The 21,158-nt window shown below is 59.9% G+C and carries 25 protein-coding genes; 15 read left to right on the top strand and 10 right to left on the bottom strand.

The genetic code is table 11. The features are described 5' to 3' along the window. Positions 1-371: 371 nt before the first annotated feature. The 10 genes from PVV54_RS12460 (at position 372) to PVV54_RS12505 (ending at position 8,719) form a co-directional block, all read left to right on the top strand. Positions 372-662, top strand: a complete 291-nt coding sequence (locus PVV54_RS12460; protein WP_274910231.1) for a hypothetical protein — start codon at positions 372-374, stop codon at positions 660-662. Between the two features lie 8 nt (positions 663-670). After that, entirely contained in the window at positions 671-1,069 is a 399-nt protein-coding gene (locus PVV54_RS12465; protein ID WP_274910232.1) for a hypothetical protein, read from the top strand. Beyond that, positions 1,066-2,103, top strand: a complete 1,038-nt coding sequence (locus PVV54_RS12470) for a hypothetical protein (protein ID WP_274910233.1) — start codon at positions 1,066-1,068, stop codon at positions 2,101-2,103. The genes PVV54_RS12465 and PVV54_RS12470 overlap by 4 nt, the downstream gene beginning before the upstream one ends. 63 nt (positions 2,104-2,166) lie before the next feature. After that, the gene (locus PVV54_RS12475) at positions 2,167-5,010 is read left to right on the top strand and encodes a tail fiber domain-containing protein (RefSeq protein ID WP_274910234.1); all 2,844 of its coding nucleotides are present in this window, start codon (positions 2,167-2,169) and stop codon (positions 5,008-5,010) included. Positions 5,011-5,135: 125 nt separating this feature from the next. Further along, complete coding sequence (locus tag PVV54_RS12480) at positions 5,136-5,639, top strand: glycoside hydrolase family 24 protein (protein WP_274910235.1); 504 nt, start codon at positions 5,136-5,138, stop codon at positions 5,637-5,639. Beyond that, positions 5,636-6,148 carry a DUF2514 family protein gene (locus tag PVV54_RS12485; protein WP_274910236.1) on the top strand — a complete coding sequence of 171 codons (513 nt, stop codon included), beginning with the start codon at positions 5,636-5,638 and terminating at the stop codon, positions 6,146-6,148. The genes PVV54_RS12480 and PVV54_RS12485 overlap by 4 nt, the downstream gene beginning before the upstream one ends. A gap of 589 nt (positions 6,149-6,737) precedes the next feature. Next, a complete protein-coding gene (locus PVV54_RS12490; RefSeq protein WP_274910237.1) occupies positions 6,738-7,469 on the top strand; it encodes a zeta toxin family protein in 732 nt (243 codons plus the stop codon). Continuing rightward, complete coding sequence (locus tag PVV54_RS12495; RefSeq protein ID WP_274910238.1) at positions 7,466-7,657, top strand: hypothetical protein; 192 nt, start codon at positions 7,466-7,468, stop codon at positions 7,655-7,657. The genes PVV54_RS12490 and PVV54_RS12495 overlap by 4 nt, the downstream gene beginning before the upstream one ends. A gap of 233 nt (positions 7,658-7,890) precedes the next feature. Further along, complete coding sequence (locus tag PVV54_RS12500; RefSeq protein WP_274910429.1) at positions 7,891-8,265, top strand: hypothetical protein; 375 nt, start codon at positions 7,891-7,893, stop codon at positions 8,263-8,265. A 118-nt stretch (positions 8,266-8,383) separates the two neighbouring features. After that, positions 8,384-8,719, top strand: coding sequence for a hypothetical protein (locus PVV54_RS12505; protein WP_274910239.1), 336 nt, complete (start codon positions 8,384-8,386; stop codon positions 8,717-8,719). 17 nt (positions 8,720-8,736) lie between these two features. On the opposite strand, the gene PVV54_RS12510 is transcribed toward PVV54_RS12505, so the two are convergent. Next, the gene (locus PVV54_RS12510) at positions 8,737-8,934 is read right to left on the bottom strand and encodes a hypothetical protein (RefSeq protein WP_274910240.1); all 198 of its coding nucleotides are present in this window, start codon (positions 8,932-8,934) and stop codon (positions 8,737-8,739) included. Between the two features lie 321 nt (positions 8,935-9,255). Between PVV54_RS12510 and PVV54_RS12515 the strand changes: the two genes are divergently transcribed. Both PVV54_RS12515 and PVV54_RS12520 read left to right on the top strand, forming a co-directional pair. After that, on the top strand, positions 9,256-10,044 hold the full coding sequence (locus PVV54_RS12515) for a lipopolysaccharide biosynthesis protein (protein ID WP_274910241.1): 789 nt from the start codon (positions 9,256-9,258) through the stop codon (positions 10,042-10,044). A gap of 86 nt (positions 10,045-10,130) precedes the next feature. Then, entirely contained in the window at positions 10,131-10,643 is a 513-nt protein-coding gene (locus PVV54_RS12520; protein WP_274910242.1) for a methylated-DNA--[protein]-cysteine S-methyltransferase, read from the top strand. On the opposite strand, the gene PVV54_RS12525 is transcribed toward PVV54_RS12520, so the two are convergent. From PVV54_RS12525 to PVV54_RS12535, 3 genes are all read right to left on the bottom strand, one after another. Then, the gene (locus PVV54_RS12525) at positions 10,636-10,878 is read right to left on the bottom strand and encodes a hypothetical protein (protein ID WP_274910243.1); all 243 of its coding nucleotides are present in this window, start codon (positions 10,876-10,878) and stop codon (positions 10,636-10,638) included. The genes PVV54_RS12520 and PVV54_RS12525 overlap by 8 nt on opposite strands. Further along, entirely contained in the window at positions 10,875-11,618 is a 744-nt protein-coding gene (locus tag PVV54_RS12530) for a carbon-nitrogen hydrolase family protein (protein ID WP_274910244.1), read from the bottom strand. Before PVV54_RS12530 ends, PVV54_RS12525 begins: the two co-directional genes overlap by 4 nt. A gap of 76 nt (positions 11,619-11,694) precedes the next feature. Beyond that, the gene (locus tag PVV54_RS12535; RefSeq protein WP_274910245.1) at positions 11,695-12,210 is read right to left on the bottom strand and encodes a DUF3016 domain-containing protein; all 516 of its coding nucleotides are present in this window, start codon (positions 12,208-12,210) and stop codon (positions 11,695-11,697) included. A 74-nt stretch (positions 12,211-12,284) separates the two neighbouring features. On the opposite strand from PVV54_RS12535, the gene PVV54_RS12540 reads away from it, so the two are divergent. After that, a complete protein-coding gene (locus PVV54_RS12540) occupies positions 12,285-13,010 on the top strand; it encodes a metallophosphoesterase (RefSeq protein WP_274910246.1) in 726 nt (241 codons plus the stop codon). On the opposite strand, the gene PVV54_RS12545 is transcribed toward PVV54_RS12540, so the two are convergent. Then, positions 12,958-13,572 (bottom strand): LysE family translocator, encoded by a 615-nt coding sequence (locus tag PVV54_RS12545; protein WP_274910247.1) that lies wholly within the window; start codon positions 13,570-13,572, stop codon positions 12,958-12,960. The genes PVV54_RS12540 and PVV54_RS12545 overlap by 53 nt on opposite strands. A 64-nt stretch (positions 13,573-13,636) precedes the next feature. Then, a complete protein-coding gene (locus PVV54_RS12550) occupies positions 13,637-14,479 on the bottom strand; it encodes an AraC family transcriptional regulator (protein WP_274910248.1) in 843 nt (280 codons plus the stop codon). 334 nt (positions 14,480-14,813) lie between these two features. Here PVV54_RS12550 and PVV54_RS12555 point away from each other — a divergent pair, with 334 nt between their 5' ends. Then, positions 14,814-15,215: a hypothetical protein gene (locus PVV54_RS12555; protein WP_274910249.1), complete on the top strand. Its 402-nt coding sequence runs from the start codon at positions 14,814-14,816 to the stop codon at positions 15,213-15,215. Between the two features lie 30 nt (positions 15,216-15,245). Further along, positions 15,246-15,869, top strand: coding sequence for a LysE family translocator (locus PVV54_RS12560; protein WP_274910250.1), 624 nt, complete (start codon positions 15,246-15,248; stop codon positions 15,867-15,869). Here the strand turns inward: PVV54_RS12560 and PVV54_RS12565 are convergent. From PVV54_RS12565 to eco, 4 genes are all read right to left on the bottom strand, one after another. Further along, positions 15,866-18,193 carry an autotransporter family protein gene (locus PVV54_RS12565; protein WP_274910251.1) on the bottom strand — a complete coding sequence of 776 codons (2,328 nt, stop codon included), beginning with the start codon at positions 18,191-18,193 and terminating at the stop codon, positions 15,866-15,868. The genes PVV54_RS12560 and PVV54_RS12565 overlap by 4 nt on opposite strands. A 138-nt stretch (positions 18,194-18,331) precedes the next feature. Then, on the bottom strand, positions 18,332-18,607 hold the full coding sequence (locus PVV54_RS12570; RefSeq protein WP_274910252.1) for a peptidylprolyl isomerase: 276 nt from the start codon (positions 18,605-18,607) through the stop codon (positions 18,332-18,334). 34 nt (positions 18,608-18,641) lie between these two features. Next, a complete protein-coding gene (locus tag PVV54_RS12575) occupies positions 18,642-20,600 on the bottom strand; it encodes an acetoacetate--CoA ligase (RefSeq protein WP_274910253.1) in 1,959 nt (652 codons plus the stop codon). A gap of 38 nt (positions 20,601-20,638) precedes the next feature. Continuing rightward, positions 20,639-21,112: a serine protease inhibitor ecotin gene (gene eco / locus PVV54_RS12580; RefSeq protein WP_274910254.1), complete on the bottom strand. Its 474-nt coding sequence runs from the start codon at positions 21,110-21,112 to the stop codon at positions 20,639-20,641. Between the last annotated feature and the right edge of the window lie 46 nt (positions 21,113-21,158).

Here is a 21,158-nt window from a genome sequence, read left to right on the forward strand (position 1 = left end):
TTGGGGCGGTCGCATATGACGACTTAGGAAACTTAGAAGGAAAAACGGTCATAGCCTCCGGGGATGTAGAGTCATTGGATTGCCCAATAAATGGTAAATACAACTGCGCTACATGGCCTGTTGGACTGTTGCGTTTTCAGTACAAAAATATTTGTTTCACCTCGATCACAGCAAGCTGCCCTTACTTTTGCAAGGGCTTAATTGCCATTGGGCAGGACAAGACTCCATATTTTTACACGCTTGGCTCGATTGGAAGCGATTTCAAAGAGAATAGGATTGATCTATTCAAATGCCCCGATGTGCTCTGAATCCTAACACATAGATTAAATAAGCCCGCCATGTGCGGGTTTTTTATTGCCAAGGAGAAAGCGATGCCCCAGTTCTTCAGTTCCAACACGCCAACCACCTCGTTCGTGCTTTCCCTCAACGGATTCAGCCGACCCTCATTCCAGCTTTCTGTGGAAGGCGCAGGCGCAGTCGCTGCGCAGGCGATTGTAGAAGGCGGCCATGACGGGCGCGGGTGGATTCCGATTGCAACCATTACCGCAAGCGGAAACGTGTATGCCACCGACGGTGGTCCGGTCGAAACCAACTGGCCGCTCATGAGAGCTCGTCTCCTGTCGGTGAGTGGCGGCACCGCGACTCTGAACTTCTCGTTGTGAGGTAGGCCATGGAACGACACGACAACGGGATATTGAAGAACGGCTTCATCGACCAGGGCGACATGGAGGCGTTGGCGCAGCAGGCGGTGGCAGATGCCATGGCGCAGTTGGTGGTTAACCAGGCCGTGATCGAAGGACAAACCGTGACGCTTCCCGACACCAATCAGGACATAACCCTGAACCTGCTCACCAGTGGCGCGGCGCTCAACCAGGTGAACGTCACACTCCCGGGCAACAGCGACGGCCGGGTAGGGCAGCGCATCTTCGTGAACTCTGACGGCCAGATTGCACTGGCCCACTTCACCAGCGTCATTGCCGTGAACGGTGGCGACTACATGTTCAACCCTGGCGACAACTGCGTGTTCTACCGAAACCGCCCAGCCATCCTGTCGAGGATCACCGCATGAAGCACCTGATCGCCGCCTTGCTCCTTCTGCCACTGCTGGCCTTCGGCGCGGCCAACGATATTGTCACCAGTCAGCGCAACGCCACTGATACCAGCAGCATCCCGCGCACGGTGGCCAAGCCGCCCGGCACCCAGGATGGCCTGATGGGGTTCAACGGGACCACTGTACTGCCGGTGCACTGGACCATCGGCCAAGGCCTTGTCATCAGTTCCGGAGCGCTGGTGGCGCTGCCGCAGGCCTGGGCCGACATAACCGGAAAGCCAGCCTTCGCCGCCGTGGCCACCACCGGCGCATATGCGGACCTGACTGGAGTGCCGAGCACCTTCGCCCCGGCGCCGCACACCCATGCGGCCGCAGATATCGTGTCCGGCACCTTGGCCACGGCCCGGCTGCCGGCGCTGGCAATCAGCCAGACGACCGGGTTGCAGGCGGCGCTCGATAGCAAATTCGCCACGCCGACCGGCACAACTGCTCAATACCTGCGGGGCGACGGCAGCCCGGCCACTTTCCCGGCTATCCCCGGCGGCACCGTTACCAGCATCACCGCCGGCACCGGCCTGGCGGGTGGAACCATCACTACCAGCGGCACCATCAGCATGCCGAACACCGGCACGGCTGGCAGCTACGCCAACGTCACCACGGATGCGCAGGGCAGGGTGACCGCCGGCACCAACCGCAGCCAGGCGGCAGCAACCCGAGCGCTGAACACGGCGTTCCAGATCAGCGCAACCCGCGATGCCTGGGTCAGTTACAGCGTGCAGATCACCGTCACCGCCTCGATCGCCGGCGGCCAGAACGGTGACGTGATCTTGGAGATTGCCAGCGACAGCGGCTTCACCGCCAACGTGCAGACCTTGGCCATCAGCGGCCTTGGCCAGACGTACACCCTTGCAATCGCACTCCAGGGCGTGCAGCCGCAAACCGGCGTGGTCACCGGCTACGTCCCGGCCGGCTTCTACACCAGGCTGCGCACCGTGAACACCACTGGAACGCCGGCATTCGCCTACCGCGCCGGCCAAGAAGTCCTGCAGTAACCCATCAGCAAGCCAGAGAGCCCCGCCAAGTGCGGGGCTTTCGCATTTCTGGAGCATTGAAAATTGACCGTATCGACCACTGATAGCGTTATCGAATACGTATCCGGCGGCCCGGCGTACCCAATCCCGTACCGGTTCCTGCAGAACTCCGACATTCAGGCCGTGCTGGTGAAGCAGGATGGAACTTCTGAAACCCTGGTGCTGGGCACGCAGTACACGCTGACTGGCGCAGGGGCGCAAAGCGGCGGAACGCTGACTTCGGCTTATGCGGCTCTTTACCTGGCCACGCCAGGCGCCACGATCACGATCTCCCGCGTAATGAGCGCAGTTCAGCCAACGGACCTGCGAAACCAGGGGCGCTTCTTGGCTGAAACCCACGAAACGGTGTTCGACCGTCTGACGATGCTAATTCAGCAGGGGATATCGAATCTTCGTCGCGCCCTACTTCGCCCAATTGGGAGGAACTACTACGACGCTGAAGGGCGGCTGATCAAGAACCTTGCGGATGGCGGCGATGACCAGGATGCGGTGAACATTCGGACTATGCGTTCGTATGTTGATGCCGCAATCGCTGGGGTTGTTGGTGGATTTGGTTGGTTCCTGCAATCGGGCATGGGAGCAGTGTTTAGAACCTTCCAGGACAAGATGCGGGATTCGATTTCAACCTCAGACTTCGGTTCCATCGGTGATGGTACGTATCACCCATTGTCGGAGAGGTTCGGAACACTTTCAGAGGCTCAGGCCCAGTACCCATTTGCCACATCGCTTTCCCAGTCAATCGACTGGGCCGCGTGGCAGGCGGCTTGTAATGCCGCAGATGGCAAAGGCGTACAGCTTCGCGGGAAGCTGGTCCCCACAGACACGATTGATACAGCGTCTGCCCTGTTCATTCGAGGGGATTGTGCCGGGGATTGGACTCCAGGCTATAACGAGTTGATCTCAGACGCTGGAACTCAGGCCTTGTTTTACGGAACCGGGCCGAAGGTTCATACGGTTGACCACATAAGCGACCGATCAACCGCTGGCGGGGTAATCGCAAACCCATCGGCTGCTGATCCGTACACCGCCAATGCACCGGCCCCGCTATACAAGTTGCTTAACTTCACCAATGGAGATGCAGTAGGCGTAACCAAGGCGACGCTGAAGCCTTTTTCGGTAGGAATCTACAGGCGCAAAGGATGCCGCTTTGAAAACTTCCGTATTGCCCCATACTTTAATGGGGTCGCAGGCTATCAGGATTCAGAAACTGGAGGCCTTGGGTCGAATTGGGATGTCGGAGTTTGGGATGAATCTGCACGCGCAACAAGCGATTCCAATTTCCAGGCAGTTGGCTATTGGCGAATTGCAGGGATGCTCAAAACCTGCAGCCAGGCATCGCCTTTGATTGCCCCGGTTGCAGAAACATCTGCGCATTACAGATCAACCTTCCAAGGATTTCGCGGCGTTGCTATTCGTGCGAATGACGTTTACCGAGTCACAGCTGTTACTTCGAACACTATTGAGATCCCATGGAGTCCATCGCATCGGTTCAATCTCACAGGGACCGTGCGCGTGCTTGGGATTGAGTACTCTTACACAGGCCTCAGCTTTGCCTCCGATAAGCTGACGTTCACCGGGGTTTCTCCTGCAAGCGGGTCAATTACTTTAGGATCTGAACTGAGAGTTGGGGGGTCTAATTTTGGCACATCCGGCTCTAACCTAGATGATTGCTACATCACAGGGCTTGAGCACTCAAGCCGCATGCTAGCGACGTGCAACGAACTCGAGTCACCTTTCGATAGTCCTTCAGCTGCGATTGAAATTGACGGAAGCCCGGTAAGGGCGATTCAATTGCCCAACTCTACCGTAATTACTCGCGAAGACATTTTGGTCTTTGCTACCAACATCGGAGACTTGGTATACGGAAATACTTATTTCGAGTCTCAAGCAGGTCGATCATCGCTCTCTGTTGGGATTTTCACTGGAGATATACCTGCAGGCAGCCGGATGATCTACCAGCGCGCTTCTACATCTTTGCGGTCGCCGTATCCTGCCGGCGGCACTGTTCGCTTAATAGCCGGTACTGGCACTGTATACGGACCAGGCGTTGATCGTCGTCCAGATTTTGCATCTTCGGCTACTCCGTCACGCTATGCCAGCGGCTCTGGTCTTGCTGAGGCTCGCGATTACGTAGACTTCACAGGTTCATTCCCAACAACATCTGACGGCGACATCACCATGGAGGCGCCGAATCGGCATGTCCGTATTCGCCCAACACCTGGCGGTTCAGTATTCTTGGGCCCAACATCGGGCGATGCCGATGTACAAAGCGCTGTTGGCTCTTTGAACCTTCGTTCTGGTCTTCGAGTTAGGATAGGGCCAGCGGGTAATGGAACCACCTACTGGTATCTAGGTGATTCGGCAAAGTGGACTCCAACCGATGACAATTTAAAGGCCCTGGGGCAGCCAAGCTCTCGATGGTCTGTCGTTTACGCCGGCACCGGAACCATCAACACCTCAGATGCTAGGGAGAAGACTGAGGTTCGCCCTCTGTCTTCAAATGAGATCAGCGCCGCAATTGATCTCGCAGAGCAGATCGGGGCATACAAGTGGCTCGCCGCAATTGAAACCAAGGGCCAAAACGCCCGGGAGCACATCGGTATGACTGTGCAGAAAGCTATTGAGATTTTGGAGTGTCACGGCCTGGATGCATTCGGCTTGGGCTTCATCTGCTACGATGAATGGGGCTCAACGCCTGAAGAGCTGGATGCTGACGGCTTTGTGACTGGCCCGGCAACTGAAGGGGGTGACCGGTTCAGCTTCAGAATGGATGAGCTTTACGCGTTCATTGTTTCAGGCCTTTACTGGTCATTTCGGAAAATGAACGAAGATTTCGAATCTCGAATAGCAAAGCTTGAGGAAAAATAATGATCAATCCTAATAAGAAATTTTTCTGTGCTTCTATTTGAGACACCGAACTACTCTTTGTAAATAATTGTATTCCTCTTGAGCCCGCCAAGCGCGGGCTTCTTTTTTGCCTTAAGGAAATGAATATGGCCCGACTCACCGAATCCCAGGCCGGAGGCGCGAACGTGCTCCGGTTTCTAGATCTCATCGCCTTCTCGGAAGACACGTATCGGATCGGAAGCCAGGATGGCTACGACGTAATCGTGACCGGTATCGATATGAAGCCTGAAACCTTCAGCGACTTCAGCGACCACCCGTTCGCCAAGGGGCGCAAGTCCAAGAAAATCAATTCCAAGGGGCTGACCAGCAACGCGAGTGGACGCTATCAGTTCATGCTCAGGGACTGGGCGCACTACCGCGACCAGTTGAAGCTTCCCGACTTCGGGCCGTTGAGCCAGGACAGGTGGGCAATCCAGCTGATCCGCGAGCGCCGCGCTTTGGAAGATATCAAGGCTGGCCGAATCGCCGAGGCCATCGCCAAGTGCTCGAACATTTGGGCCTCGTTTCCAGGGAACAACTACCAACAAAACCCGCACAAGGTCGAGAAGCTGCTGGCTCATTGGCAGAAGCTCGGCGGGACGCTGGTATGACCTGGCTGGGCGCGGTGCCGGCTTGGTTCTGGTGGTTGATCGCGCTGGTGCTGGTCGCCGGCGGCCAGCAGTACCGGGTCGTCGTTGCCCAAGGCGAAACTGCATCTGCACGCAGTGGACTCGCCAGCTATCGCCTGGAAGTGGCCGAGCGCGACCGGCGCGCTGCCTCGCAGGCCAGAACAGAAGAACAGCGCCGCCAGAAAGTGGCGGATGAGGAGGGGAAGAGTGCACGACAGAAACTGGAACTGGCACAAGGCCGCGCCATTGCTGCTGAGTCTGCTGCTGGCGGGCTGCGCGGGGAGATCGACCGACTGCGCGACGGCCGCCGAGCAACCTGCGATACCATCGCTGCCCAGCAGCGCCAGGCAGGAACCTCTGCCGTCGTGGTGCTCGGGGGATTGCTTGAAGAGTCTGACCGAATGGCGGGAAGCTGCGCAGCAGCGCTTGAGCGAAGCCGAATAGCCGGCCTTGCGTGCGAGTCGGTGGTAGATCGAATAAAGGGGGAGTAGGTTGGCAGAACGCCATAGGAGGGATTACGTGTTATGCATATTCGGCATAGGAGCCGGCTATTGATCCTCGGACCACTTTGCGAACCATCGGTTGTGTTTTCGTGAGTGGTCTAGGGTGGTTTCGCCTAGCAAAACCTACACATATCCACCCGCTAAACCCCATTGCATAGCGCATCGTGATGTTGGCGGTAGAGATCAAGAGCTTGTCCTGCGGCAGTTCCAAAGGTGTATTGAGGCCCGTTCGTCTGTTTTTGGACCAGTTTCGGTCAACGCGACGCGGGGCGGCAGCTTCTCCAGCTCCCCCTGTTCGAGGAGGAGCTGATCCGTTTCGCTCAGGTGGTAAGCGACATCTCAACACTGTAGCCGTGCCGATTCGCGACGAACAAAGCGTTCATCCCGAGCATCAGACGCAGGTTGGCAGAGGTGTGGCGGGTGACTTGCTGGCGGCGTATACGGATGCTCAGCGCCTCAGGCGCTGATTAGCAGCGGGGGATTGTATCACTTGGTGCGTTGATCCACAGCCCGGGTTTGCGCTATTGGGACAGAAATGGGTTAATCGGAGGGCTGATGACTATGCCGGGGAGGGAAAATGACACCCGAGGAACAGGACGTTTCGGGGCGTGCGCTTGCATTCGCCAAGTTGCATCGAACTCGAATTGCGCGGGAAGTGGCATGCTTAGGCAAGTATCCGAGCGATGAGTGTCCCGTTTCCGTTTTCATGGCTTGCTCACCAGGTGCGGGTAAGACGGAAGTTTCTCGTGCACTGATTGCGGCGATGCAGGCTGGCGGCTCAAGTGCGTTGCGCATAGACCCGGACGATTTTCGGGATTTTTTCCCTGAGTACACTGGACGCAATTCAAACCTCTTCCAGCGAGCGGTTACCACGATCGTTGAGCGTACACTTGACCTCGTCTACCAGCAGCGTCAGTCATTCTTACTTGATGGCACGCTCGCGAACGTCGAGGTAGGCCGGCGAAATATCTCGCGTGCCCTCAACAAACCGAACAGGTCTGCCCAGGTCATTTACGTTTATCAGCGCCCCGAACTGGCTTGGGAGTTCGTTTTGGCGAGAGAGCAGAAGGATGGAAGGCACATTCCTTGCTCTGAATTTGTCAGGCAGTTTTATGCCGCGAAGGCGTCGGTATGTGCGCTCAAGCGCGACTATGGCAGTGCTCTGCAGGTAGATGTGATTGTCAAGGACAACGATGGGCAGAATGGGGACATTGGCATCGATCTCTCAGCTGACGAAATTGACGTATTTGTCAACCAACCCTATGATCACAACCAGTTGGTACGTATTCTGAGCGGAGAATCCCTATGAAAGACGAGAAGGTAGACGTTTCGACCAAGCCCCAAGGGGCGGTGTCGATGTCTGATTTTTTCCGTCACGGGTCCGTGGAGGAAAAACGGGCGATGTACCTTTTGGCGGCTCGTGCAGCTATTGACGAGCAGCGAGATGTCATCCGCTCTGTGAAATCTGGCGAATTCGTCACTGCAAAATGTAAGTAATTCTGCGTCTTTTGAGCCCGGCCATGTGCCGGGCTTTTTGCATTTCAGGGGTTCATCAGGGCGGGTATTGCAAAATGGCATACCCTTCAGCCCAGCTTCACGATCCGATATTGCCAATAAGCATTAGCTCAAGCGGTACCGAGGCCTATCCTGTAATGGCCGAAGCGCTCGCCGAGAGCGTGTGGCCACAGAACAAAAAAGGGCTGTACCGTTCGCAACTCTTCAACTTCTCAATGAGGGGGGCAGGAGCGTGTAGCGTGAAGAGCTCTCTTTTGGTCCCGATACTTTCGGCCTTGCTCATGGCCGGGTGCGCACAAAACCCCGATATCCGTGATGGCCATGGTTCTACCTCCGGCACAACGGCCAGAAGCGCGCCCGATTATCTGGGGTGCGTGAAGGGTGAACTGCAAAGCGGTTCCAAGACGTATCTGATTGACGACAACGGCTCGGCCAAGTTGTTCGTGGACAGCACAGACCCGAACACGGCCGGTGGTTTGGTGGAAGTACAAGGTTCGGGCAGCCAACGGCAGTTCACCGCGTATCAACGCGATGCTTGGTACGACCATGGCCGGCTGCTGGACGCGGCACTGATGTGCAAAAAGGCATGAGTGCTTGTCTGTGCGCTGACAGGGCCGCTCGGCGGCCCTTTGGGCAGCGTCCACGACTTATGTCCATTGGTATGCAGTATCAATCGCGGCTAAAATGCGTCACATCCATGATGGTTGAATGCAAATGCCAACTTTTCGCATCTTTTTCGCTGCTGCACTGGCGGTGACGCTTTGCGCCTGCGCCAACCCCGGTAAACCTACCGGCAGCAAGACCACCCACAAAGCCCCTGCCGATTACGCCGCCTGCGTACTCCCCAAATGGCAAGCACTGGCGCCGCAAACCACCCAGAAGTCCATCAGCCATGGCTACAGGCTGACTGCACCCAGTGCAGTGACCTCTGATGAAGTGCTCGAGGTGGTCGAATACCGCGACGGTAGCCGCGCTACTTTTTACAAGGGCAGTTTCCTGTCCAGCGACAAGCTACGCCAGGCGGCACGGGAGTGCCTGGAGTAAGCGTTTCATCACCCGGGCTAACCCTTCAGGTTCATCTGCCTGCACTGCATTTCTGCATCTGTTCTGCTCGGGTAGCTGGGCTTGAGCCGCTCCTTCGCCTCGTTGTCATAAATGTCAAAACCGCCGCAGGCAGTGGCCGCGTAATAGCGGCTTCCAAAGCGGAACGACTCCTTTTCGATCGGCACCGCCGGAACGATCACGAATCTTGGTTGCATGGTGCGCGCCTCCCCAGGCAGAGACTTAAGTATTAGTCCGCTTGTGGGTGACCATCAAGCTGGCTCATGGATAAATGCCTAGGGTGAAAGCGCCATATCCTCGGGTAAATGCCGCCTTTTCGGCTGATTGAATCCACACATGCTGAACATAATGCTGGCTGTGGCAGAGAACTGATTCCCCAGAACGTTGTCTGTCACGCCCAGGACACAAAAACGGCTCAGGCTCATCCGGGCCAAGTTTGTAAGTGTTATGTAAAAAGGCGCGTCGTGTACGCGGGGGGCAGTATTCTGATTGGTATCGTTACAACCGATGATCGCGTGATGAACACACTTCCGTCCCAGCTCAACGCTGAACGCGGGGCGTTCTCCAGTTTCGAGGCGTGTCGCAATACTCAAAAAGGGCCGGTGGTTATCCTTGCCTCCGGGGCTTCTGCCAAACAGTTTCCGCTGGGCGAGTTCGCCCACCTGCCGGTGATTGCCATGAACGGTTCGGTGTCATTGACGGCAGCCTGTGGTGTGAAACCGTTCTTTTACGTGTGCACCGACAAGAGCTTTCGCGAACAGCAGCCCGAGCTGTTCGCCATTGCCCTGCGCGACAGCCAGCGCCTGGCGTTATGGCCCGAGCAGTTCGCCGGGGGCGACATTCCTGCTGGCACTGAATGTTACCCACTGCACAAGGCGGGTAACCCAGGCATGCTCGATGGCTTGCGCGGGCACGGTGACAGCTATGTATGCCACCGGGCACTCTGGAGCAAGCGGGCGCGCTCGATTGCGTTCAGCAAAGACATGTCCAGTGGCTATTACGATGCCCGCACCGTCGCCTACGTGGCACTGCAGCTGGCGTATCACCTGGGGTTCGAGCAAGTGCTGCTGGTAGGCGTGGACCTGGACCAGACGGCGGGCCGTTTTTATGAAGACGGCAGCGGCGAGCGTTCCCCTTGCGGCCTGGATCAGCATTGGGACAGCCGCATTTTGCCGTCACTGACGTTGATGGCCGAGCAGGTGGTCAACGAGCATTTTCGCGTATACAACCTGTCGCCGACCTCGCGTATTCCCGCGACGCTCATCCCCCGAATCGACCTTGCCGAAGCGCGCCGCATAAGCGCCTGACAATTACCTGCGCAAGAAAGCGGATGCGCAGGTAGCCGGCCGGCATTAGAGTGCCCTGAAGCTGGCCCTTTTAGTGGAGACGTCCCATGCCCTGTGCATTCACCCTGATGCAATCGCCTGTAGGCACCCTGACGCTGGTGGCTCGTGGTGAACGGCTGGCTGCCATTTTGTGGGAAGAGGAGCGCGAAAACCGGGTGCGCCTGGGTGAGTTGCAGCGCGACGATGAGCACCCAGTGCTGCGCGAGGCAGCCCGCCAATTGGGCGAATACTTTGCCGGCACGCGCCGCACGTTCAACCTGGCACTGGATTTTGCCGGTACCGATTTTCAACGCCAGGTGTGGGCGGCATTGCTGACCATTCCGTTCGGTGAAACCCGCAGCTACAGCGATATCGCCCGGCAAATCGGCAACCCCAGCGCGGTGCGTGCCGTGGGCGCTGCGAACGGGCGCAACCCGATTTCGATCATTGCACCGTGCCACCGGGTGATTGGTGCCAGTGGCGGGCTGACAGGCTTTGCCGGTGGATTGCCCGCCAAGCAGTACTTGCTGGCGCTGGAGGGGCGGGAGAGCCTGGCACTGGATTTTCAACCCGTCAGCTGAGCCACCACGCCAGCAGGCAAACCGCCAATGCCACCACCGAGCCGGCCATCACTGTGTACTGCCGGTGGGCACGCCGCGCATGAGGCTGGACTTCGCGCATGTATTGCCCGGGGGGTGGGGCGTCTGGCCGATGCCGAAGGCCCTCGGCGATGTCCGCAAGCTGGCCCCTGATCAGCAAACCCACGACATACCAGGTGGAGGCATAGCAGCCAACGGCCAACACAATGTACTTCATGCCGCGGTTGCATCCAGCGGCAGTGCGACGGCTGTGCAGGCCCCGATATCCAGCAAGAGCATGCCTTCTTCGTGTTCGCCGAGCGTGGCCAACAGGTTGCCCTGGTCATCCCATGCTGTTGAGCCTCCGGCGCCGACGAAGGTGTCGGCCGGCCCGACGCAGTTGGCCATCAGCACCGGCATGGCCAATGTCCTTGCGACTTGCGGGTAATGTTCGTAGCCTTCGCGGATGCCTTTGGCGGTTTTCGCCACGCTCACCAGATACAGCTGCGCACCCAGCGCTTTCGCGTGTTCGGCATGCTCGATGAACATTGATTCGTAGCAGATGGCAGGCGCCACCTGCAGGCCATCCTGGGAGAAGACCAGTGGCTGGTCACCGGGCGCGAAAAAAGGCAGTTCATCGGCGTGCAGGCGTTGCTTGGCATACACCTGCCGTGGTTGCCCGGGGCGCAGGATCAGCATGCCGATCTGGATGCCTCGAGCGGTCGCCAGCGGTAACCCGACTGCAGCCGTAATGGCCAGCCTGTCACATTGCCCCTGCAGCGGATGCAGCCACTCGGAGCCCGCCGGCAACGCCAGCTGACGGGCGAGGGTAGGCTCGTATCCGGTCAGCGACAGTTCGGGGAACACTACCAGCTGCGCGCCGTGGGCCGCAGCCTGTTCGATGCACTGCTGGTGCCGGGTGAGGTTGCCTTGCAGATCACCTTGGCGCGATGCCAGTTGTACAGCACACAGTTTCATGGAGAGCCCATCCCTGGTTCAGGTTGAAGGGCCGAGCATACTACCGGCACCTTCGTCTGCACCAGTGAAGGGTTGATCAGGAGGCCGGGCGTGCAGCGAAACGCGTGCGGAACCATTCGTCCAGCATGGCTTTTTCGGCGTATAGCCGGTCATTGCTGCTGGCGGCGCGTCCCGGACGGCTGAGGTACATCTTGTCGCTCACATGCTCCTGCGCCACTACGGCGGGTTTACCGGGCTGGTTCAGGGTGTAGGTGAGGTCGATGCTGGGCCAGGTGATGTCACGCATGAAGCGCACGTCGTAAGCCCGGCTGTGCCAAGGCTCGAAACGGCCGGCCAGGTCGATGTCGCGGATGTCGATAACCAGTTGCTGGCCGGGCGGTAAGTAGCGCTGGCCAAGTTTCTGCAAGTACTGGGTCAAGGTTTTCATCACGTAATCGTCCGCGCCCCGTTCATAGCCATTGCTGTCGAGGCTGGCGTCACGGAATTTTTCCGGGTGGTCGAAACGCACCTCGACCTGCGCAGGCGCGGCGCCTTGTGCCATGCTGTTGACTGACAGCGCCATGAGCACGGCACACATTAATGGGTTACGCATGATGCACCTCCGGGGCGGGCTGCGTGTTCGCCCATTTTACGCCTGCCAGCGCGCGGCAGCAGAGGAACATTGTAATGAGCCGGTTCCGGCGGGTAGCCGCCAACAGCAAGGGGCGTGACCTGGCCGTGGGCGATATCCACGGGCATTTTCGGCGCCTTGAGCAATGCCTGGCCGCTGCCGGGTTCGACCCGCGTGTCGACCGCCTGTTCAGCGTCGGTGACCTGGTCGACCGTGGCCCGCAGAGTGAAGAAGCGCTGGCATGGCTGGCCGAGCCGTGGTTTTACGCGGTGCAGGGCAACCACGAGGCATTGGCGGTGACCTGCCTGCGCGGTGGGCGGCTGGATCTGGAGATGTACCGCAGCGCCGGGGGCGGCTGGTTTCTGGATTTGCCCGGGTGGGCGCAGGAACGTTTTGCCGGGCATTTCGCGCAATTGCCGATCGCAATGGAAGTCCAGACCGACGCTGGTTTGATCGGCCTGTTGCACGCCGACAGCCCGTTCCCGCGCTGGGATACCTTGCGCACCTGGCTTGAGCTGGACGATGACCCTGAAGTGCGCGAGGTCTGCCAGTGGTCCAGGCGGCGCCTGAAGGAAGGTGATACCCAACCGGTGGAAGGTGTGCGCGCATTGCTGGTTGGCCACACGCCCGTGGTGCAGGCAAAAGTGTTGGGCAATGTGTGGCACCTGGACACCGGCGGTTGGGCTGCCGGCCATTTCACCCTGATGGACATGGCCTCGCTCACATTGGTCAGCCCGGCAACAGGTGCACCAGCAATGCAACGGCCAACGCCATCAGCATGACGCCCGTTGCCCGCTCCAGCCAGGGCAAAACGCGTGAAAACCGACGCAACAGGCGCGGGTGACCGATGGCCACGGCCACCAGCAGGTCCCACAGCATTACGATGCTGAACATCCAGGCCCCACAGGCCCATTTCCAGGCCGCGCTGCTGCTGGCCACCATGCTGGCGAGGCTGGCATAAAACAGCGCGTTCTTGGGGTTCAGGATACCGGACAGAAAACCCGCCCCCAGGCCCCGCCACCAGCCGCTCACCGCCCGCCCAGAGGTGTGCGCCGCCAGGTCTGATTTGCCGGCATGGCGCAGAAACAACTGGCCTATATAAAGCAGGTAACCCGCACCGGCCAGTTGCAAGCCAATGAACAAGGTGCTGCCTTCGCGCAGCACGGTGAACCCGGCAAAGGCCATCGCAATAAATAGCCCATTGGCCAGGGCGATGCCCAGGCAGGCACCGCTGGCAATGCGCCAGCCAGCATGGATGGAGGAACGCGCAATCAGGAAAAAATCCGGGCCAGGCGATAGCAGGGCGAGGAAGTGGGCGAGGGCAACTAGCAGAAACGGTTCCATGGGGTGGGCTTTCTCGGAAGGGAAAGCCGCAGTCTGGCTACAGACCTTGCGCAGGTATTGAAGATTATTGCAGCGCGCCTTGTCGGTATTGCCCTGGCGTTACCCCCACATGGGCTTTGAACACTCGCTGGAAGTGGCTTTGATCGGCAAAGCCCAGTTGGTAGGCAACCTCCGCAAGGGGCTGGCCACTGCGCAACAGTCGACGCCCGTGGTTGACCCGGGCGTTGACCAGATAGGCATGCGGGGTCAGCCCGGTGGCGCTGCGGAACGCGCGGATCAGGGCGTAGCGGCCAAGGCCTGCTTGCCGGGCCAGCGTGTTCAGATCGAGCGTTGCGGGGTCGTGTGCGTCGATGTAGCGGATCAAATCATTCAGTGCCGAGCGGCCCAGCACAGGTGCGCAGGGGATGGCAGGGTGCGTGCAGAAGTCATGATCGCCCAGAAAGGTCACCAGCGCGGCTTCCTTTTCAGCGCAACTGGCGGTGGAAAACAGCAGCGCGTTCAGGGCACTGAACTGTTGGTACAACGCAGGTTCCTGGCTGACCCGGGCAGGCGCGTCGGGTTCGGCGGCGCTCAGGCCTGACTCCAGGCGCATCTGCCCCAGCCAGTCGGCATCGATGTGCAACATCTGATAACTCCACGCCTGGCCGGGGTCCGGATTGCACGCGTGCACCCGCTGCGCGGGTACCAGCACCACCGTGCCCGGGGTCAAACGGGTTTGCCCGGTGCCGGCGCCGGTAAACAGGCTGTAACCGGCATCCACGGCACCGATGGAAAAGGTGGGGTGGCTGTGGGCTTTGTAGCAGGCCCGGCTGTGGCAGGCGCGGCGGCTCTCGACCCAGGGCAGGGCCGGGTCACGCCAGAGGGCGCTTGAGGCGGCTGGCCGGGCCAGGTCAAAACATGCTGTCATCAGTCTGCCGTTGCTCAAAACAGGGGTTAGGCTTAGCATTGACACCATAACCCCTTGGGAGGGATTCAGATGCTTGTATACAGCAATTCGAAAGCCTCGGGTAAGCCGAAACCAAAACGCCGTGCGCACAAGGACGATATCGATCCGGTCGCAGTGGTGTCGGAGGCAGCTCGCGTAGGCGATTCGCGCTTCCAGCACTTTGTCGAAACCGGGAAGCTTCAGCGCACCTCCAACACGCACAAGGCATGCCCAGCCGTGCGCCGGGAATGGCAGGGGCCATCTCTCTAAGTGAGGCTGTTTGCAATACGCAAGGATTCTTGTAACACCCGAGTTCATGGAACTACCTACGTGGTTCGAGCTCTTCGTCGATTTCTACAACTTCAAGGTTTGCGGCGACCACCCTGCATATTGGGGGCGTGACGCTACCCTCTATCAAAAGCCTCTGGGCAAGGTTCAACTCACCGATTCCCAGGTAGTGCTTCAGCGTTGGAAACACATTTCCGACCCTTTCTATCGAACCGTCAAGATATCGGAAGGTGAGCACGATCTGTGGCTACTCTATGCCTACGATGCTTTCACCAACCGTTATCTCATGCTTGATGTCTTTGGGCCGAATGCACACCAGCACCCCAAATTCCAGGCGTATGTTCGCGAGCTTCAGGACAAAATTGTCCAACCTTGGATCAATGGCCGATACGATGGCGTTTTCGAGCCGCCGGAAGACTACGAACCCTAAGAACTTTGGGCTGATGACAAGGAGAACACCATGGAGCTGTCCAGCCTGCTGCTATTCATCCCGGCCTGTTTCGCCCTGAACATGGCGCCGGGGCCGAACAACCTGTTGTCGTTGCACAATGCCAGCCGATACGGTTTGCGCACGGCGTGCGTGGCCGGGGGCGGGCGCATCGTGGCATTCAGTGGCATGATCGCCTTGGCAGCGATGGGGCTGGCGGTGGTGCTGCACACCAGTGAATACCTGTTTTTGGCAATCAAGGTGGTGGGGGCGGCCTACCTGTTCTACATCGCCTGGCAACTGTGGCGTGCGCCGGTAGGCGAGGCTGTGATGGCAACCGAACAGCCACGCGGTACCTGGCGGCTGGCGCGTCAGGAGTTCTGGGTGGCGGCGGGTAACCCCAAGGCGATCCTGATTTTCACTGCGTTCCTGCCGCAGTTTGTGTCGGTGAGCAGTGCAACACCGGTCAGCGAGCAGTTCCTTGGGCTGGGCGTTTTGTTCCTGTTGCTGGAATGGGCCGCCATTGCCCTTTACGCCGGCCTTGGCGCCTACCTGCAACGCTGGTTCAGCCAGCCGGGGCCACGCCGGGTGTTCAACCGGGTGAGTGCGTCCTTGCTCGGGTGTGCCGGCCTCGGGTTGCTGGCGGCACGCCGCTAGAATTCCCAGCGTACGCCCAGGTTCACACCGCTGGCTTCCTGCTGGCGGCTGTCGAGGTTGTGGGTGTATTGCACACCGCCGTGCAGGCTCAGGGTTTCGCTTACCTGGGCTACCACGCCCGCTTCCAGTTGTGCGGCGGTGTAGCGGTAGTCGGTCTTGATCTTGTCCACGCCATCGAAGGTCAGTGTGTCGCGCCCGCCGTCGCCGTGCCACAGGTTGACTTGCCCATAAGGTTGCAGCAGCTTGCCGCTGGTGCCTGTGAACGCGCCTTCAAGGCGCACGCCGAGCCGGCCGGTAAGCTCGACCTGAGCATCATGGCTGATGTGGGAAATGCGGTCGTTGGTGCTGTCCAGCGAGACCTTCTGGGCAATCAGCTGGGCCTGCGGCTCGAAAGTCCAGCGCTCTGAAACCCGAATCGGGTAACCGGTCTCCAGTGAACCGGTCCAGGCATTGCCGTTGACGTTGATGCGGTTGCCACGGTCGGAGCGGGCACGGCCATCCAGGTCGGTATACTGCAGCACCGCGTCCACATACCACTGCTGTGGCCCGATCAGTGTCCAGTAGGCGCCGGCGCTGTCGCCATCGATGCGCAAATCGCCCACGGCGCGGTCTTCCTGGGCCAGGGCAAACCCTTTCACGTCAGATTCCATCCGGCTGTGGCTTACGTAGATACCGGCGTGCTGGCGATAGCCGCCGTCGGAAACGGCTGCATACAGGTCCTGGCCGACCTTGAAACCATACAGGTCGCCATCCAGGCTGGGGCTGACCGTGCCGCTCCATTGCTGGCGCAACGTGCCGCCATACGCCTGGCCCCACGATGCCGAAAGGCCGCCCTTGTTGGTCAGCAGCAGTTGGTCACCCTGGCGTTGATGGAAGGTGCCCAAGGCCTGACGGGCGATGATGGCGGCGCCCCGGGGGGCTGCCGCATACACGGGCACTTCCGGGCGGTAGATCGGCACGCTCAGGCCGGCCACGGGCGCAGGCAGGTCGGGCTGGCCTGGTGCAGGGGCCGCGACCGGTGGTGTGGCTGCCGGTTCGACCGGCGGGGTGCCGGGTACCTCGGCTGGCGCTGCTGCGGGCGTGGCCACCAGCGTCGAGCGCAGGTACCAGCTATTTTCGCTGCCCGCGGTGACCCCGCCTTTGAACAGCCGGTAATCGTATGCGCCGGCCGACAGGGTCTGGGTTTGCACGAACGCGGTAGCGGTGCTGGTGGCCCCGTCACGGGCTTCGACCACCTGAATGCCGTTTTGCGTGGTGGCCGCGCCCGCGCCGCCCAGGTTGTTGACCAACAACTGTGTGCTACCCGAGATCGCGCCCTGACTGACGATCAGCCGGTCGGAGGCAGCGTCATCACCTGCCAGCACACTGTTTACCCGCAATATGCCGTTCTCGCCTTCGTAGTCGCCGTTGATCGTCAGCCTGCCTTGGCCGTCGTTCCCGGTACTGAGGTCGAGGGTGCCGGCATTGCTCACGATCACGCCCTGGCCAGGGGTGAAGGCGGTGACCGTGCCACTGCTGGACACCACCGAGCTTGAACTGTCGATGAGCAAAAAGCCGCTGCCGGTGCCGGGGGCGTCGGGTGTTCCGGCACCGCCATCGCCGAGTACAAGGGTGTCATTGAGGGTGACCCGGCTGTTGTCCAGCAGCTCGATGGCCTCCCAGTTCACGTAGCGCTCACCGCCATTGAACTGGCTGTTGCGAAAGGTCAGTGTGTCGTTGCCTTGGCCGCCATCCAGTGCAGTGATCAATGTGCCGGCAGAGAGATTGGTGATGCTGGCGACGTCGTCGCCCAACCCCATGTCGACGCGCCCCCGGATGATGCCGCCGCTCCAATTGAAGATATCGTTACCCACACTGGCCAGCACACTGCCGCGCAGCGTGCCACCGCTGATGGTGATTTGGTCAATGCCACCGCTGACGCTGATATTGCCACCAATGCTGCCGCCGCGAAGGATGATGGTGTCATTGCCAAAACCGCTGACCAGGTTACCGTCAATCAAGGTAGGGGTCGCCGTGTCCTGTGACATCTCGAAGAAATTGTCGGCAAGTTTCAGGTCGACCCGGCCGATTTGCCCACCCGAGAAGGTGGCATTGTCACCGTCTTCGAACGCATCGATGATGCGCCCGTCGCTCATCGTGAAAACGTCGTAGCTCTCGCCCTGGTTCAGCGACTGGATCGTGCCGCCGCTCATGGTAAAGGTGTCGACGGCCTGGGTTTGCACCACCGCCCCCAGGGTTTCACCGGGCAAAACCGTCAAGTCTGCCGCGTGGCCAATGAAGGGCAGCACCGCAAGTGCAGCAGGGGCAAGGCGTGCATGACGCATAGGGAGTTCTCCAGGTCGTGGTAAAAGGGACCACTACCTGGAGCTATATCGAAAGGGTTATTACTCCGGCCCTACTTTAGTTGTAGGTAACCGCGATATTCTTGGCAACTGTCAAAAATACCAGGTGGCGCGGTGCCATCAGTCGCGATAGAAAACCTGCACCAGGTGATACCCGAACTTGGTCTTGATCGGCCCATGCACCACGCGCAACGATTTTTTGAAGATCACCTGGTCGATTGCCCCCACCAGTTGCCCTGGCCGCACCTCGCCCAGGTCGCCGCCGCGTTTGCCCGACGGGCAGGTGGAAAATTTCTTCGCCAACACGTCAAAAGCCTCACCGTTGGCGATGCGCTGCTTGAGCTTTTCGGCTTCATCAGCGGTCTTGACCAGGATATGGCGGGCTTGAGCTTTCATGGTTCACCTGTGTTTCGGGGCAAAAAAGGCGCCATTATGCCTGATCGCGCAACTCCGTGCGGTCGCGGAATTGATCCAGCGCCTCGGGGTTGGCCAAGGCATCGGTGTTCTTGACCGGCAAGCCGTGCACCACATTGCGAATGGCCAGTTCGACCAGCTTGCCGCTGATGGTGCGCGGAATGTCGGCCACCTGCGCGATCACCGCCGGTACGTGGCGCGGGGTGGTGTACTGGCGGATCACCTGGCGAATGCGCTCGCGTAGCGCCTCATCCAGTTGCAGGCCGTCCTGCAGGCGCACGAACAGCACCACGCGCACATCGCCGTGCCAGTCTTGGCCGATGGCCACGCTTTCCAGCACCTGCTCGACCTTTTCAACCTGCCGGTAGATTTCTGCCGTGCCGATGCGCACACCGCCGGGGTTCAGTACGGCATCGGAGCGGCCGTGGATGACCATGCCGCCGCTGTCGCATTGCTCGGCGTAATCGCCTTGAGCCCAGACACCGGGGAACTGGCTGAAGTAAGCGTCGCGGTAACGGCTGCCATCAGTGTCATTCCAGAAGCCCAACGGCATCGACGGGAAGTTGCGGGTGCACACCAGTTCGCCTTTTTCGCCGGTGACCGGCTGGCCGTGTTCATTCCAGACCTCCACGGCCATGCCCAGGCCCTTGCAGGCAATTTCGCCACGGCGCACGGGCAGTGTCGGGTTGCCGAGCACGAAGCACGAGACGATGTCGGTGCCACCCGACATCGAGGCCAGGCGCACATCGGCTTTGATCTTGCCGTACACATAGTCGTAGCTGTGCGGTGACAGCGGCGAACCGGTCGACAGAATGGCCCGCAGGCTCTCCAGGCGGTGGCTGCGCGCTGGTGCGAGGCCCGCCTGTTCCAGTGCGGCCAGGTATTTGGCACTGGTGCCGAAGACGTTGATGCCCTCGTTGTCGATCAGGTCCAGCAAGCGCTCGGGGCCAGGGTGAAACGGTGAGCCGTCGTAAAGCACCAGCGTGGCACCGACTGCCAGGCCACTGACCAGCCAGTTCCACATCATCCAGCCGCAGGTGGTGTAGTAGAACAGCACGTCGTCGGCCTTCAGGTCGTTGTGCAGGCCGTGTTCCTTCAAGTGCTGCAGCAACACGCCTCCGGCGCGGTGGACGATGCACTTGGGCACGCCAGTGGTACCGCTGGAGTAAAGGATGTACAGCGGGTGGTCGAAGGGCAGTGGAGTAAACGCGGGTTCGCCGCCAGCCTGGTAGTAATCCCCCCAAAGGCAGACGTTGGCTGCGTTGAATTCGTCAGCCCGCGTTTGTGTGCGGGTGTAGGGCACGATGATCAGCTGTTGCAGCCCTGGCAACTGGCTGCACACCTGGTTGATCTTGTCGACCTGATCGATGGTTTTGCCCGCGTACTGGTAGCCCGCGCAGGCAATCAGCACTTTTGGTTCGATCTGGCCGAAGCGGTCGATGATGCCGTGCAGGCCAAACTCCGGTGAAGACGTCGACCACACCGCGCCCAGGCTGGTGCAGGCCAGCATGGCCACCAGGGTTTGCCAGGTGTTGGGCATGACGGCGGCGATGCGGTCGCCGGGTACGATGCCGGCGCTGATGAACGCTTGCTGCAAACCCGCCACTTCAGCGGCCAGTTGCGCATGGCTGAACGCACGGCGTGTGCCGTCTTCCTGCACGGCAATGAATGCCGGGCGGTCGTCGCGGCGGCGCAGCAAATGTTCGGCAACGTTGAGGGTGGCGCCGGCGAACCACTGAGCTTCGGGCATGGCGCTGCCTTCGCTGAGGACCTGGCTGGGCTGTGCATGCCACAGCACATCGAAGTACTCGGCCAACAGCTGCCAGAAGGCGCCGCGCTCAACGATGCTCCAGCGATGGAGCGCCGCGTAGTCGTTGAGTTGCAGGTTGTAACGCAGGTTGGCCCGGCGGCGAAAGGCATCCATGCGGCTGCCCTCGACTTGAGCGGTAGTGGGGCACCAAAGCACATCGTTCATGCGATACCTCTCGATTCATCGCCGGGGCAGGGGCCGCTTTACTCCACTTTAGCCTTTTGCACGTCTGCCGACGCCGACCACACGCGGTAACGCACCTCCACACCCTCCGGCACATACACCACCACCGGCAACTTGCTGTTGTAGCGCAGCATGAAGCCTTGGCCCACCACTGGCACGAAGGTTTCGGTCTTCTTGCCGTCCGGGCAAGCCATTAATGTGCTGGCGGGGCCGCCGACTTTTTCCAGGCGGTAATAGCTGTAGCCCCAGCCTTGCAGGGTGTGCCGTTCCAATTTGCCAGCCAGGCGCTGGCGGTTGCAGTCCACCTGCAGGGTTTTACCTGCCAGAATTTCCAGTTGGTGGGCCGATTCGTCGGTTTGCGCCGGCAGGTGGATGACCTGCCGGGTAAAGCCTGTTTCCGCTTCGGGGTAGGGGGCAACGTCCTTCAGGCTGGCCGCCACTACCGGTGTGGCAGCGGCCAGGGCCAGGAAGGCGGTGATCAGGGTTGGGCGCATAGGGCCTCCTTGCAGATGATCGAATGCGAGCGCTGCGCCAGGCCCA

The sequence above is a fragment of the Pseudomonas sp. PSKL.D1 genome, assembly GCF_028898945.1.
Taxonomy (GTDB): Bacteria; Pseudomonadota; Gammaproteobacteria; order Pseudomonadales; family Pseudomonadaceae; genus Aquipseudomonas.